10 protein-coding genes are annotated in these 14,121 nt (G+C 57.8%); 7 read left to right on the top strand and 3 right to left on the bottom strand.

Annotated elements, in window-relative coordinates; translation table 11 throughout:
• Nucleotides 1–79: 79 nt before the first annotated feature.
• Genes tamA through OHJ17_RS22915 form a run of 3 tightly spaced genes read left to right on the top strand, consistent with a single transcriptional unit; the run spans nucleotide 80 to nucleotide 5,933 of the window.
• The gene (gene tamA / locus OHJ17_RS22925; RefSeq protein WP_002886722.1) at nucleotides 80–1,813 is read left to right on the top strand and encodes an autotransporter assembly complex protein TamA; all 1,734 of its coding nucleotides are present in this window, start codon (nucleotides 80–82) and stop codon (nucleotides 1,811–1,813) included.
• Nucleotides 1,810–5,586 (top strand): autotransporter assembly complex protein TamB, encoded by a 3,777-nt coding sequence (gene tamB / locus OHJ17_RS22920; RefSeq protein WP_016831386.1) that lies wholly within the window; start codon nucleotides 1,810–1,812, stop codon nucleotides 5,584–5,586. The genes tamA and tamB overlap by 4 nt, the downstream gene beginning before the upstream one ends.
• A gap of 2 nt (nucleotides 5,587–5,588) precedes the next feature.
• Nucleotides 5,589–5,933 (top strand): gamma-glutamylcyclotransferase family protein, encoded by a 345-nt coding sequence (locus OHJ17_RS22915; protein ID WP_002886724.1) that lies wholly within the window; start codon nucleotides 5,589–5,591, stop codon nucleotides 5,931–5,933.
• A gap of 37 nt (nucleotides 5,934–5,970) precedes the next feature.
• Here the strand turns inward: OHJ17_RS22915 and OHJ17_RS22910 are convergent, their stop codons facing one another.
• From OHJ17_RS22910 to ppa, 3 genes are all read right to left on the bottom strand, one after another.
• On the bottom strand, nucleotides 5,971–7,137 hold the full coding sequence (locus OHJ17_RS22910) for a hypothetical protein (RefSeq protein WP_002886725.1): 1,167 nt from the start codon (nucleotides 7,135–7,137) through the stop codon (nucleotides 5,971–5,973).
• Between the two features lie 155 nt (nucleotides 7,138–7,292).
• Nucleotides 7,293–8,480, bottom strand: coding sequence for a hypothetical protein (locus tag OHJ17_RS22905; protein WP_023283152.1), 1,188 nt, complete (start codon nucleotides 8,478–8,480; stop codon nucleotides 7,293–7,295).
• 74 nt (nucleotides 8,481–8,554) lie between these two features.
• A complete protein-coding gene (gene ppa / locus OHJ17_RS22900; protein ID WP_023283153.1) occupies nucleotides 8,555–9,085 on the bottom strand; it encodes an inorganic diphosphatase in 531 nt (176 codons plus the stop codon).
• Nucleotides 9,086–9,488: 403 nt separating this feature from the next.
• Here ppa and ytfQ point away from each other — a divergent pair, with 403 nt between their 5' ends.
• The 4 genes from ytfQ (at nucleotide 9,489) to yjfF (ending at nucleotide 14,092) form a co-directional block, all read left to right on the top strand.
• A complete protein-coding gene (gene ytfQ, locus OHJ17_RS22895) occupies nucleotides 9,489–10,445 on the top strand; it encodes a galactofuranose ABC transporter, galactofuranose-binding protein YtfQ (protein WP_002886769.1) in 957 nt (318 codons plus the stop codon).
• Between the two features lie 123 nt (nucleotides 10,446–10,568).
• Nucleotides 10,569–12,071 carry a galactofuranose ABC transporter, ATP-binding protein YtfR gene (gene ytfR / locus OHJ17_RS22890; protein WP_023283154.1) on the top strand — a complete coding sequence of 501 codons (1,503 nt, stop codon included), beginning with the start codon at nucleotides 10,569–10,571 and terminating at the stop codon, nucleotides 12,069–12,071.
• A 10-nt stretch (nucleotides 12,072–12,081) separates the two neighbouring features.
• Complete coding sequence (gene ytfT / locus OHJ17_RS22885; RefSeq protein WP_004152011.1) at nucleotides 12,082–13,107, top strand: galactofuranose ABC transporter, ATP-binding protein YtfT; 1,026 nt, start codon at nucleotides 12,082–12,084, stop codon at nucleotides 13,105–13,107.
• Entirely contained in the window at nucleotides 13,094–14,092 is a 999-nt protein-coding gene (gene yjfF, locus OHJ17_RS22880; protein ID WP_004178367.1) for a galactofuranose ABC transporter, permease protein YjfF, read from the top strand. The genes ytfT and yjfF overlap by 14 nt, the downstream gene beginning before the upstream one ends.
• Nucleotides 14,093–14,121 lie beyond the last annotated feature (29 nt).

Raw genomic sequence — 14,121 nt, 5'->3', positions numbered from 1 at the left:
TATGTTGTTAGGGTTTTGTTAAGCCGTGGAGCGGCGCCAGTGTTTCCTGTAGAGGAAACAGGGATATTCAGGAGAAAATGTGCTAAAAATCCGCCAGTTATGTGTCACCAGCCTTTTGCTGGTCAGCGGGGTCGCCAGCGCAGCGAATGTGCGTTTGCAGGTTGAGGGATTATCCGGGGAGCTGGAGAAAAACGTTCGCGCCCAGCTTTCCACCATCCAGAGCGATGAAGTCACGCCGGATCGTCGCTTTCGCGCGCGCGTCGATGACGCCATTCGCGAAGGTCTGAAAGCGCTGGGTTATTACGAGCCGACGATTGAATTTGATTTGCGTCCGCCGCCGAAAAGGGGACGTCAGGTGCTGATCGCCAAAGTGACCCCGGGAGAACCGGTGCGCATTGGCGGAACCGAGGTGATTCTGCGCGGCGGCGCCCGCACCGATAGCGACTACCTGGCGCTGCTGAAAACGCGCCCGGCCATCGGGACGGTGCTCAACCACGGGGATTACGACGGCTTCAAGAGCTCGCTGACCCGCGTCGCCCTGCGCAAAGGCTACTTTGACAGCGAGTTTCTTAAGAGCCAGCTCGGGGTCTCCCTCGACCGTCATCAGGCGTTCTGGGATATCGATTACGACAGCGGCGAACGCTATCGCTTTGGCCACGTCACTTTCTCTGGCTCGCAAATCCGCGATGAATACCTGCAAAACCTCGTGCCGTTTAAAGAGGGCGACTACTACACCTCACAGGACCTGGCCGAGCTAAACCGCCGCCTGGCGGCGACCGGCTGGTTCAGTTCGGTGGTGGTGGCGCCTGATTTTGCTAAGTCGCGGAAAACCAAGGTGCTGCCTCTGCAGGGCGTTGTCTCGCCTCGCAAAGAGAACACCGTGGAAACCGGGGTCGGCTATTCCACAGACGTCGGTCCGCGAGTGAAAGCCACGTGGAAAAAACCATGGGTCAACTCGTATGGCCACAGCCTGACCTCCAGCGTCAGCCTCTCCGCCCCGGAGCAGCAGTTCGACTTTACCTATAAAGTCCCACTGCTGAAGAGCCCCCTCGAACAGTATTATCTGATGCAGGGCGGTTTTAAGCGTACCGACCTCAATGATACCCAGGCCGACTCTACCACCCTGGGGGTCTCGCGTTTCTGGGAGATGTCGAGCGGCTGGCAGCGAGCGATTAACCTGCGCTGGAGCCTGGATCACTTTACCCAGGCGAACGTCACCAACACCACCATGCTGATTTATCCTGGGGTCTCGGTGAACCGCACTCGCTCCCGCGGCGGCCTGATGCCTACCTGGGGCGATTCCCAGCGCTACTCGGTGGACTACTCCAACACCATGTGGGGCTCGGACATCAACTTCATCGTGATGCAGGCCCAGGACGTCTGGATCCGTACCCTCTATGACCGCCACCGCTTTGTGGTGCGCGGCAACCTTGGCTGGATCGAAGCGGACAACTTTGACAAGGTGCCGCCAGATCTGCGTTTTTTCGCCGGGGGCGATCGCAGTATTCGCGGCTATAAATACAAATCTATCTCGCCGAAGGACGATGACGGCAAGCTGATCGGGGCCTCGAAGCTGGCGACCGGCTCGCTGGAGTATCAGTACAACGTCAGTGGTAAATGGTGGGGCGCCGTGTTTGTAGATAGCGGCGAAGCGGTCAGCGATATTCGCGAGAGCGATTTCAAAACCGGCGCCGGGGTGGGCGTGCGCTGGCAGTCGCCGGTGGGGCCGATCAAGCTGGATATCGCCCGGCCGATCGGCGACAAAGAAGAGCATGGTTTACAGTTTTACATCGGTCTGGGGCCTGAATTATGAGTTTATGGAAGAAGATAAGCCTCGGCGTCTTAATCGTGTTGGTGCTCCTGCTGGGAACCGTCGGGTTCCTGGTGGGGACCACCACCGGCTTGCATCTGGTGTTCAAGGCGGCGGATCGCTGGGTACCGGGGCTGGAAATCGGCAAAGTGACCGGTGGCTGGCGTGATTTAACCCTCGATAATGTTCGCTACGAACAGCCCGGGGTGGCGGTCACCGCCGGTCAGTTTCACCTCAGCGTCAGGTTGCGCTGCCTGTGGGACAGCAGCCTGTGCGTAAACGACATCGCGCTGCGCGATATTTATGTCGCCGTCGATACCAAGAAGATGCCGCCCTCAGCGCCGGTCGAGGAAGAGGACAGCGGGCCGCTGAATCTCTCCACTCCTTATCCGATCACCCTCAGCCGCGTCGCGCTGCATAACGTCAACGTTAAAATCGATGATACCGCGGTCTCCGTACGCGATTTTTCCACCGGCCTGGACTGGCAGGAGAAAAATCTGACCCTGACGCCGACCTCGCTGCAGGGGCTGCTGATCGCCCTGCCTAAGGTGGCGAAAGTGGCGCAGGAGCAGGTGGTTGAGCCGAAAATTGACAACCCGCAGCCGCAGGAAAAACCGCTCGGCGAGACGATGACCGACCTCTTCTCGCAGCCGGTGCTGCCGGCGATGACCGATGTCCATCTGCCGCTGAACCTCAATATTCAGGCGTTCCGCGGCGAGCAGCTGCGCCTGACCGGCGATACCGATATCACCGTGTATAACCTGCTGCTGAAAGTCAGCAGTATTGACGGCCAGATGAAGCTCGACGCCCTTGATATCGACTCCGATCAGGGCAAGGTCAGCGCCTCGGGCAGCGCGCAGCTGCAGGATAACTGGCCGGTGGACATTACCCTCGCCGGAACCCTGAACGTCGACCCGATGAAAGGGGAGAAGGTGCAGCTGAAGGTGGGCGGCGAAGTGCGTAAAACGCTCAAAGTCGGAGTGGACTTAAGCGGGCCGGTCGCGGCCACGCTGCGCGCGGATGCGCAGCTGGCGGAGGCCGGGCTGCCGCTCAATATGGAGCTGAAGAGTAAGCAGCTCGCCTGGCCGTTCAGCGGCGAGAAGCAGTTCCAGGCCGACGATGTCCAGCTGAAGTTCAGCGGCAAAATGACCGACTATGCGCTGGCCTTCTCCACCGCGGTGAAAGGTCAATCGCTGCCGCCGGCGAAAATCGCCCTCAACGCCAAAGGCAATGAACGGCAGATCAATCTCGACAAGCTGACGGTCAACGCCCTGGAAGGGAAAACCGAGCTGAAGGCGCTGCTCGACTGGCAGCAGGCGATCAGCTGGCGCGGCGAGCTGACCCTCGACGGCATCAACACCGCCAAAGAGGTGCCGGACTGGCCGTCGAAGCTTAACGGCCGGATCAAGACCCAGGGCAGCCTGTACGGCGGCAGCTGGCAGATGTCGGTGCCGGAGCTGAAAATTACCGGCAACGTGAAGCAGAACAAAGTGGATGTGGCGGGCTCGCTGCAGGGTAACAGCTATCTGCAGTGGAAAATCCCGGGACTGCATCTGGCGTTAGGCCCGAACAGCGCTGATATCAAAGGCGAGCTGGGGGTGAAGGATCTTAATCTCGACGCCACCATCGATGCGCCGCACCTGGATAATGCGCTGCCGGGGCTCGGCGGGACGGCGAAGGGCTTGGTAAAAGTGCGCGGCACTGTCGATGCGCCGCAGCTGCTGGCCGACATCACCGCCCGGGCGCTGCGCTGGCAGGAGCTGACCATCGCCCAGGTCAACGTCAAAGGGGATGTGAAATCCACCGATCAGATTGGCGGTAACCTGGACGTGCGGGTGGATCGCATCAGCCAGCCGGGGGTCAATATCAGCCTGGTGCAGCTCAATGCCAAAGGTACAGAGAAACAGCATGAGCTGCGGCTACGCGTGCAGGGCGATCCGGTTTCCGGCCAGCTGACGCTGGCAGGCAGCTTCGATCGTCAGGCCGAACGCTGGAAGGGCTCGCTGAGCGATACCCGCTTCCAGACGCCGGTGGGGCCGGTAGCGCTGACGCGCAGCATTGCGCTGGACTATCGCAATCTGGAGCAGAAAATCAGCATCGGGCCACACTGCTGGACCAACCCGAACGCCGAGCTCTGCGTGCCTGAAACCATTGACGCGGGCGCCAGCGGACGGGCGCGGGTGAATCTCAACCGCTTCGATCTGGCGATGCTCAAGCCGTTTATGCCGGAGGCGACCCAGGCCAGCGGCGTGTTTACCGGTAATGCCGATGTGAGCTGGGACACCACCAAAGAGGGACTGCCGCAGGGCAAAGTGACCCTCAGCGGGCGCAACGTCAAGGTGACCCAGGTCGTCAACGACGCGCCGTTGCCGGTGGCGTTCGATACGCTGAACCTCAGCGCCGACCTGCACAACAATCGCGCCGAGCTGGGCTGGCTTATCCGCCTGACCAACAATGGTCAACTGGATGGGCAAGTGCAGGTTACCGACCCGCAGGGGCGGCGTAATCTCGGCGGCAATGTCAATATCAGCAACTTCTCGCTGGCGATGATCAACCCGATTTTCGCTCGTGGTGAAAAGGCAGAGGGAAGGCTCAACGCCCGTCTGCGTCTGGGCGGCAATGTGAAAAGTCCGCAGCTGTTCGGCCAGATGCAGCTGAGCGGGGTGGATATCGACGGCAATTTTATGCCGTTTGATATGCAGCCGAGCCAGCTGGCGATGAACTTCAACGGCACGCGCTCGACCCTGCAGGGGACGGTGAACACCCGCCAGGGGCAAATCGCCCTCAGCGGTAACGCCGACTGGACGCAGATCGATAACTGGCGGGCGCAAATTGCGGCGAAAGGCAGCCGGGTGCGGATCACGGTGCCGCCGATGGTGCGTCTCGATGTATCGCCGGATGTGGTGTTTACCGCCACGCCAAGCCTGTTCAATCTCGACGGCAAAGTGGATGTGCCCTGGGCGCGGATCGTGGTCAACGAGGTGCCGGAGAGCGCGGTCGGCGTCTCCTCTGATGAAGTGATGCTGGATAAAAACCTCAAGCCGATTAAGCAGCAGAGCGCCAGCATCCCGATCAACAGCAACCTGACCATTCACGTCGGCAACAACGTTCGTCTGGAAGCCTTCGGCCTGAAAGCGCGTCTGACCGGTGATTTGAAAGTGGCGCAGGACAAGCAGGGGCTGGGCCTCAACGGGCAGATTAATATTCCGGACGGCCGTTTCCACGCCTATGGTCAGGACTTGATTGTCCGCAAAGGGGAGCTGCTGTTCTCCGGTCCGCCGGATCAGCCGTTGCTGAATATCGAAGCGATTCGTAACCCGGATGCCACCGAAGACGATGTGATCGCCGGCGTTCGCGTCACCGGCTCCGCCGATCAGCCGAAAGCGGAGATCTTCTCTGATCCGGTTATGTCCCAGCAGGAAGCGCTGTCTTATCTGCTGCGCGGCCAGGGTTTGAGTAGTGGTCAGAGCGATAGCGCCGCGATGACCTCAATGCTTATTGGTATGGGGGTTGCACAAAGTGGTCAGGTTGTGGGTAAAATCGGCGAGACGTTTGGCGTAAGCAACTTGGCGTTGGACACCGAAGGGGTAGGCGATTCTTCCCAGGTGGTGGTCAGCGGCTATGTACTGCCGGGTCTGCAGGTAAAATACGGGGTCGGTATCTTCGATTCCCTGGCGACGCTGACTTTACGTTATCGCCTGATGCCTAAGCTATATGTGGAAGCGGTGTCTGGCATCGACCAGGCGCTCGATTTGCTCTATCAGTTTGAGTTTTAGCAATGCGAATATTTGTTTACGGCAGTTTACGACGCAAACAAGGCAACAGCCACTGGATGACCAACGCCCAGTGGCTGGGCGCTCATAGTGTCGACGATTATCAGCTGTACAGCCTGGGCCACTATCCAGGCGCGGTGCCCGGCGAAGGCACAGTACATGGTGAAGTTTATCGTATTGATGCATCGACGCTGGCCGAACTGGATGCGCTGCGCACCAAGGGGGGCGAGTATGCGCGCCACCTGATTCAGACGCCTTACGGCAGCGCATGGATGTATGTCTATCAACGTTCCGTTGAGGGTTGTACGTTGATAGCGAACGGCAACTGGTTGGATCGCGACCAGTATTAACCACGACAGCGCCACCTTCGGGTGGCGTTGTTTTTTATTACTTCAGTTCCCATGGCGTCATTCTGGCGCCCTGACGTCTGGCATAACGTAATATGGCCTGATGTACCTTCACTCTACCGGCCACCCGACGTGACAGGGGATGGGCAATCATACGGACAAACTCCATCACTATTAACAGCAGGTTAATCGGGAGCAGGGTGCCTGTCAGCCTGGTAAGCATTTCACGATAAAATGGCCAACTGCCCAGATTAAGCATGGGGTCGTGCAGTTTGATGGTGAGCGTAAAAAACATCACTATGAGTACGAGGCCGTACGCGATTTTATAAATTGATGCCATCTGCTGATTGCCGGGATGAAAGGGGCTATTTTTTAAATAAACACTGCCATCACTGACATTGTATAACGCCTGAAGATCATCGTATCCATGCCGGCGTGCGGCGATAACCCAGTCCCCATCGGCAAGAAATGGCGGGCGACAACGATTATTCAGGGCATCGCTCAGCCAGGTCAAGCGCGCTGAAAAAAACGAGTGACGAGTCGCCAGCTGAAAACAGGCGCCTTCTTTGATAAAATAAGGCCTTACCCTCGTAGCGAACCATATTTGATAATAACTATTCAGAATCACGCCTTCTTCAAGCGCAAATTCTTTTGGCAGCGCTATCTCGTTGTTGGCCGATGGTGGATGCCTTTCAGAAGTAGCGGGTAGAATTTCCAGACGCTGACAGAATGAAATATCGCCTTGCTTCGTTCGCTGCATTTTCGCATTGAGAACACGTAACCTGAGTGAGAAATTGCAAGAGCAAAAAGAGAAGATGCCGAAGGGATTCACCAACATTGTGATAAAACATAATAATAAAAAAATATCCAACCATGGAGCACAAGCGAGAATGATCAAGCAAACAAAAAAGACCAAGCCGACAGGTCGAAGAAGCTTTTTAATACTCAGCGGCTGCCGGGAAGGTTCGAGCAAAATGTGGCCATCGCTTAACCAGTGGATCCAGTAACTGCCATCCTTTAGGCGGCAAGTGCCGATATGTAGCGGCTGGCCGAGCCTCAGACGGTCAAAAAGCGAGGGGTCTTTAAAATGGCGTTTATCGGTATAAAAGGCATGCTCGCCTGCAATGAGGCGTAAATAGCTTTGCTCTTCCGAGGCGGCAGTGGTGAAGCCGGTAAAATTCACGGTGAAATAATGGGTCTGTTTCACAAGGTTCCTTCCTTGATGAAATGATGGTGTTTTACGTATCACGCGTTGCCGACCCACTCCTTACCAGAGCGGGAGATGATCCTTCGCCAGCCACATCGCGGAAGCCAGCGTCGTCAGCGCGAGGAATAATAATCGTCGTGTTGGGGTGCTGAACATTACATGATCTCCTCGAGCGCGGTATGGCGGGCCGCTCCCTGCAGGTAGTGCCGCATCGCCGAGCGCATCTTCATCCAGTCAGCCACCCGGTGTGACAATAACCAGGCCGTCGGGCCAATCAGCTCCAGTACCGCCAGGATCCCGCCGAAACTGAGTAATAATAGGGACAGCATGTCCAGTGAATCCTGAATTAACCACCCAAATCCCCTGGCTGGTTTGTATGGGTTATTTAGCGACATGCCGAGTATGAGGAGGTACATCACCAGCACCATGCCATAAAACAGGTTATAGACTAGCGACATTTGCCGGTCACCGGGATAACAGGGATGATTTTTCAGAAAAGCGCACCCGTCGCTGACGTTGTATAACGCCTGGACGTCGTTATCTTTCCGTTGGTAGACGACGACTATCCGATCGCCGATAGCGAGAAAGGGCGGTTGACGGCGGTAAAAAAAGGGATGCAGACCGAAGTTGGCGAAGCCGTTCTGCCAGAAGAAGGCCAGCGGCGCCGTGTCGCATTGTATCCCAACGCCATGGTATTCCCGCGTTGGGTTCCCCGCGAACCACTTCTTAAAAATGATATTGCTAATTTTTCCCGTCCGGACGGCATAGCGTTCCGGCAGGGCTTGCGTAAAAGGCTTCGCCGACTGGCGGAGGGTTTGCGCCGTAGTCGGTAGCGGCTGGCAAAAGGAAAAGTCGCGGCGGCGGGCCTGCGCCATCTTCGCCAACAGATCGCGCATGGCGGGGTGCATTTTTAGCGCCCGGTGGAACAGTAGCTCGCAGAGGCCGGTTAACAACGCGATGAAGGCCAGTATCGCGATAATGCCGAAGCCGAACCTTCCCCATTCTGAGGTGCTCATCATGAGCGGGATAAGAGCGACGATGAGCGTCAGCAGGCTGATACTCAGCAGCGGCCGGGCCCAGCGCTTTACCCGTTGACTGGGCTCAAGGAGCGTTTCGCCATCGCTGAGCCAGTGGATCCAGTAACTGCCGTTGTCCAGGCGGCGGACGCCAAGGTGCAGAGGCTGATTGATCGTCAGGCGGTCAAAAAGCGAGGGGTCGTTAAAATAGCGTTTATCGGTATAAAAGACATGGTCGCCGGCGATAAGACGCAGATACCCCTGTTTTTCACAGGCGGCGGTCGTGAAGCCAGAAAAGTTAAGGGTGAAATAGCGAACGCTTTTCACGGGACACCCTCCATGGTGTTATCGCGGCTATCCGTGCCGCAATCAGGCAGGGGATGACCCTGCCTGAGACAGAATTACTTCTGCTTAGCGCGCTCGAAAGAGGCAACGATTTCGGCTTTCGCCGCTTCCGCGTTGTCCCAACCGTCGACTTTAACCCACTTGCCTTTTTCCAGATCTTTGTAGTGCTCAAAGAAATGAGTGATCTGGGCTTTCAGCAGTTCCGGCAGGTCGTTCACATCGTTGATGTGATCGTATTCTTTGCTCAGCTTGGTGTGCGGTACGGCAACCAGTTTCGCATCTTCACCAGATTCGTCGGTCATCTTCAGAACGCCAACCGGACGGCAGCGGATCACGGAGCCCGGCTGCAGCGGGTACGGAGTCGGGACCAGCACGTCAACCGGGTCGCCGTCCAGGGACAGGGTGTGGTTGATGTAGCCGTAGTTGCACGGATAGAACATTGCCGTGGACATGAAACGGTCAACGAACAGTGCACCGCTCTCTTTGTCGATTTCGTATTTGATAGGATCTGCGTTCGCCGGGATTTCGATCACGACGTAGATGTCTTCCGGCAGATCTTTGCCCGCAGGTACGTTGAGTAAGCTCATGTCTGTTTCCTTTAAAATGTATGGCAAACAAGTGCTCGGTATTATAGCCAACTCACATCGAAAGTCTTCGCTTCTTTTTCCCGATATCGCCGCAGAGTGCTCCGAATTTTTCGCGTAATAATGACATGAAAATCCATAAACATAGCCACATCATGAATAAATTTATGTAACCGTTTTCATTGCATGTGATTGATTTATCATACTGCTTAAAAAAACGTCATAAACCGCAACAGCCGCGCTCCCTGCGAAGCCTTATCGGCTCTCCGCTGGGCAGTAGGGCCATCATTAACATCTCATTTACTTTTTTGAAGTGTGATGTAACGCATTCAGTTACATCACCGATTGTCTATAGTTTGTCCGCAGGTGAGATTTTAACCAACAATAACCCTACGAGGATACCCTTATGTGGAAGCGCTTACTTCTTGTCACAGCAGTTTCCGCAGCTATGTCGTCTATGGCGATAGCTGCCCCGCTAACCGTAGGTTTTTCGCAGGTCGGTTCTGAATCCGGCTGGCGTGCGGCGGAAACCAGCGTCGCGAAAGAGGAGGCCGCCAAGCGCGGTATCACCCTGAAGATCGCTGATGGTCAGCAAAAACAGGAAAACCAGATCAAAGCAGTGCGTTCCTTTATTGCTCAAGGGGTCGACGCGATCTTCATTGCGCCGGTGGTGGCCACCGGCTGGGAACCGGTGCTGAAAGAGGCGAAAGAGGCCAAGATCCCGGTTTTCCTCCTCGACCGTTCCATTGATGTTAAAGATAAAGATCTCTACATGACCACCGTGACCGCCAACAACGTGCTGGAAGGCCAGCTGATTGGCGACTGGCTGGTGAAAACCGTCGACGGTAAGCCGTGTAACGTCGTTGAACTGCAGGGCACCGTTGGGGCCAGCGTGGCCATCGATCGTAAGAAAGGCTTCGCCGACGCGATTGCCAAAGCGTCGAATATCAAAATTATCCGCTCCCAGTCCGGCGACTTCACCCGCAGTAAAGGGAAAGAGGTCATGGAGAGCTTTATCAAAGCTGAGAATAACGGCAAAAACATCTGCATGGTGTTCGCTCATAACGACGATATGGCCATCGGCGCCATCCAGGCCATTAAAGAAGCTGGTCTGAAGCCGGGCAAAGATATTCTGACCGGCTCCATCGACGGCGTGCCGGATATCTATAAAGCGATGATCGCCGGAGAAGCCAACGCCAGCGTCGAGCTGACGCCAAATATGGCCGGCCCGGCGTTCGATGCGCTGGAGAAATACAAAAAAGACGGCACCCTGCCGGAGAAGCTGACCATTACCAAATCGACGCTGTATCTGCCGGATACGGCGAAAGAAGAGTTAGAGAAGAAGAAAAATATGGGCTACTGAGTGGGGAGGCCCTCATTCCATCCCTCTCCCCGGTGGGAGAGGGTAAAAAGCAGCGTTCCAGAAACCCCGGGAAGCCCAGCGCGACCCGGGGTAACCTGACATCATTTGAAGGTGACATCGATTATGAGCGCCGAGGCACACCAGGAGATCCTTCGCACCGAAGGACTTAGTAAATTCTTCCCCGGCGTTAAGGCGCTGGATAACGTCAACTTTAGCCTGCGGCGCGGCGAAATCATGGCCCTGTTGGGCGAAAACGGCGCCGGAAAATCGACGCTGATCAAAGCGCTCACCGGCGTTTACCATGCCGATCGCGGCACTATCTGGCTGGAAGGCCAGGCTATTACGCCCAAAAATACCGCCCATGCCCAGCAGCTGGGGATCGGCACCGTCTACCAGGAAGTGAACCTGCTGCCTAATATGTCGGTGGCGGATAACCTGTTCATCGGCCGTGAGCCGCGGCGGTTTGGTCTGCTGCGACGTAAAGAGATGGAGGCCAGGGCGACGGCGCTGATGGCCTCCTACGGCTTTTCCCTCGACGTGCGCGAGCCGCTGAACCGCTTTTCGGTGGCGATGCAGCAGATCGTCGCTATCTGTCGGGCCATCGACCTGTCGGCCAAGGTGCTGATCCTCGACGAGCCCACCGCCAGCCTCGATACCCAGGAGGTGGAGATGCTGTTCACCCTGATGCGCCAGCTCAGGGATAACGGCGTCAGCCTGATCTTCGTCACCCATTTTCTCGACCAGGTCTATGCGGTCAGCGACCGCATCACCGTGTTGCGTAACGGCACATTTGTGGGCTGCCGTGAGACCCGCGAGCTGCCGCAGATTGAGCTGGTGAAAATGATGCTGGGTCGCGAACTGGACCACAATGCCCTGCAGCGGGCGGGCCGTACCCTGCTGAGCGATAAACCGGTAGCGGCGTTTGAAGGCTACGGTAAAAAAGGAACCATCGCCCCGTTCGACCTGCAGGTCCGCCCGGGAGAAATTGTAGGCCTCGCCGGCCTGCTGGGTTCCGGACGCACGGAAACCGCCGAGGTGATCTTCGGCATTAAAACGGCGGACAGCGGGAAGGCGTGGATCAAAGGCAAACCTCAGACCCTGCGCTCCCCGCATCAGGCTTCCTGCCTCGGGATCGGCTTCTGTCCTGAAGATCGCAAAACCGACGGCATTATCGCCGCCGCTTCGGTGCGGGAAAATATCGTTCTGGCCCTGCAGGCGCAGCGCGGCTGGCTGCGGCCGATCCCCCGCCGGGAGCAGAATGAGATCGCCGAGCGCTTTATTCGCCAGTTGGGGATCCGTACTCCGAGCGCCGAGCAGCCGATCGAGTTTCTCTCCGGCGGCAACCAGCAGAAGGTGCTGCTCTCCCGCTGGCTGCTGACCAAACCGCAGTTCCTGATCCTCGATGAGCCGACCCGCGGCATCGACGTCGGCGCCCATGCGGAAATTATTCGCCTGATTGAAACCCTCTGCGCCGATGGCCTGGCGCTGCTGGTTATCTCTTCTGAACTGGAGGAGCTGGTGGGTTACGCCGATCGGGTCATTATCCTGCGCGATCGCCGACAGGTAGCGGAGATCCCGCTCGCCGAGCTCTCTGTTCCGGCGATCATGAACGCTATTGCGGCATAAGGAGTAACCCATGATGCCTCGATCTCTTTCGCAAACCGGCCCGGAGAAGCGACGCTTCACCTGGCCGAAGGGCACCCCGCAGATTATTGCCCTGCTGCTGGTTCTGCTGGTAGACAGCCTGGTGGCGCCCCATTTTTATCAGGTGGTGCTCCAGGATGGCCGCCTGTTTGGCAGCCCGATCGATATTCTCAACCGCGCCGCGCCGGTGGCGCTGCTGGCGATTGGCATGACGCTGGTGATCGCCACCGGCGGCATCGACCTGTCGGTAGGGGCGGTGATGGCGATTGCCGGCGCGACGGCCGCCTCGATGACCGTCGCCGGGCACAGCCTGCCGGTGGTGCTGTTGGCCGCGCTGGCCGCGGGCGCGCTGGCCGGATTGTGGAACGGCATCCTCGTGGCGGTCCTTAAGATCCAGCCCTTTGTGGCGACGCTGATCCTGATGGTGGCCGGGCGCGGGGTGGCGCAGTTGATCACCGCCGGGCAGATCGTCACCTTTGATTCCCCGGCCCTGGCGTGGCTCGGCAGCGGATCGTTTCTGCTGTTTCCGACGCCGGTGATCGTCGCCGCCGCTACGCTGCTGCTGTTCTGGCTGTTTACCCGTAAAACGGCGCTGGGCATGTTTATTGAGGCGGTAGGGATCAACATCCGCGCGGCGAAAAACGCCGGCGTCAATACCCGCATCGTGGTGATGCTGGCCTATGTCCTGAGCGGCGTCTGCGCGGCGATCGCCGGGATCATCGTGGCGGCGGACATCCGCGGCGCGGATGCCAATAACGCCGGGCTATGGCTTGAGCTGGACGCCATTCTGGCGGTGGTCATCGGCGGCGCCTCGCTGATGGGCGGGCGCTTTAACCTGCTGCTCTCGGTGGTGGGGGCGCTGATTATCCAGGGAATGAACACCGGGATTTTGCTCTCCGGCTTCCCGCCGGAGCTCAACCAGGTGGTGAAAGCGGTGGTGGTGCTGTGCGTACTGATTGTCCAGTCGCCGCGCTTTATCGGTTTACTGAAAGGGGTACGCGGCCATGATAAAACGTAATTTACCATTGATGATCACCCTTGCGGTGTTTGTGCTGGGCTACCTCTACTGCCTGACCCAGTTCCCCGGTTTTGCCTCAACGCGGGTGATCTGCAATATCCTGACGGATAATGCCTTCCTCGGGATCATCGCCGTGGGCATGACCTTTGTGATCCTCTCCGGCGGGATCGATCTGTCGGTGGGGTCGGTGATCGCCTTTACCGGCGTCTTCCTCGCCAAAGCAATTGGCTTTTGGGGAATCTCGCCGCTGGTGGCCTTTCCGCTGGTGCTGGTGATGGGCTGCGCCTTCGGCGCGTTTATGGGGCTGCTGATTGACGCCCTGAAGATCCCGGCCTTTATCATCACCCTCGCCGGCATGTTCTTCCTGCGCGGCGTGAGCTATCTGGTGTCAGAGGAGTCGATTCCGATTAACCACCCAGTGTACGACACCCTGTCCGGGCTGGCATGGACCATTCCCGGCGGCGGTCGTCTCAGCGCCATGGGACTGCTGATGCTGCTGGTGGTGGTGGCCGGTATTTTTGTCGCCCATCGCACCCGCTTTGGCAACCAGGTGTATGCCATCGGCGGCAACGCCATGTCGGCGAATCTGATGGGGATTTCGACTCGCAGCGCCACGATCCGTATCTATATGCTCTCCACCGGACTGGCGACGCTGGCCGGGATCGTCTTTTCCATTTATACCCAGGCGGGCTATGCGCTGGCGGGCGTCGGCGTCGAGCTGGATGCGATTGCCTCGGTGGTGATCGGCGGTACGCTGCTCAGCGGTGGCGTCGGTACCGTGCTGGGAACGCTATTCGGGGTGGCGATCCAGGGGCTGATTCAGACCTACATCAACTTCGACGGCACCCTCAGCTCATGGTGGACGAAAATCGCCATCGGCATTTTGCTGTTTATCTTTATCGCGCTGCAGCGTGGGCTGACCGTGCTGTGGGAAAATCGGCAAAATGCGGCGGTGACGCGGGTGAGCGGGGCGGGGAGTCGCTAAGAAATGCTCCTCCCGCAGGCGCGGGAGGA

The organism is Klebsiella sp. KP20-425-1 (assembly GCF_025813515.1).
Taxonomy (GTDB): domain Bacteria; phylum Pseudomonadota; class Gammaproteobacteria; order Enterobacterales; family Enterobacteriaceae; genus Klebsiella; species Klebsiella pneumoniae.
The sequence above is the reverse complement of the archived record's forward strand: the minus strand, read 5'-3'. Positions and strand labels throughout refer to the sequence as shown.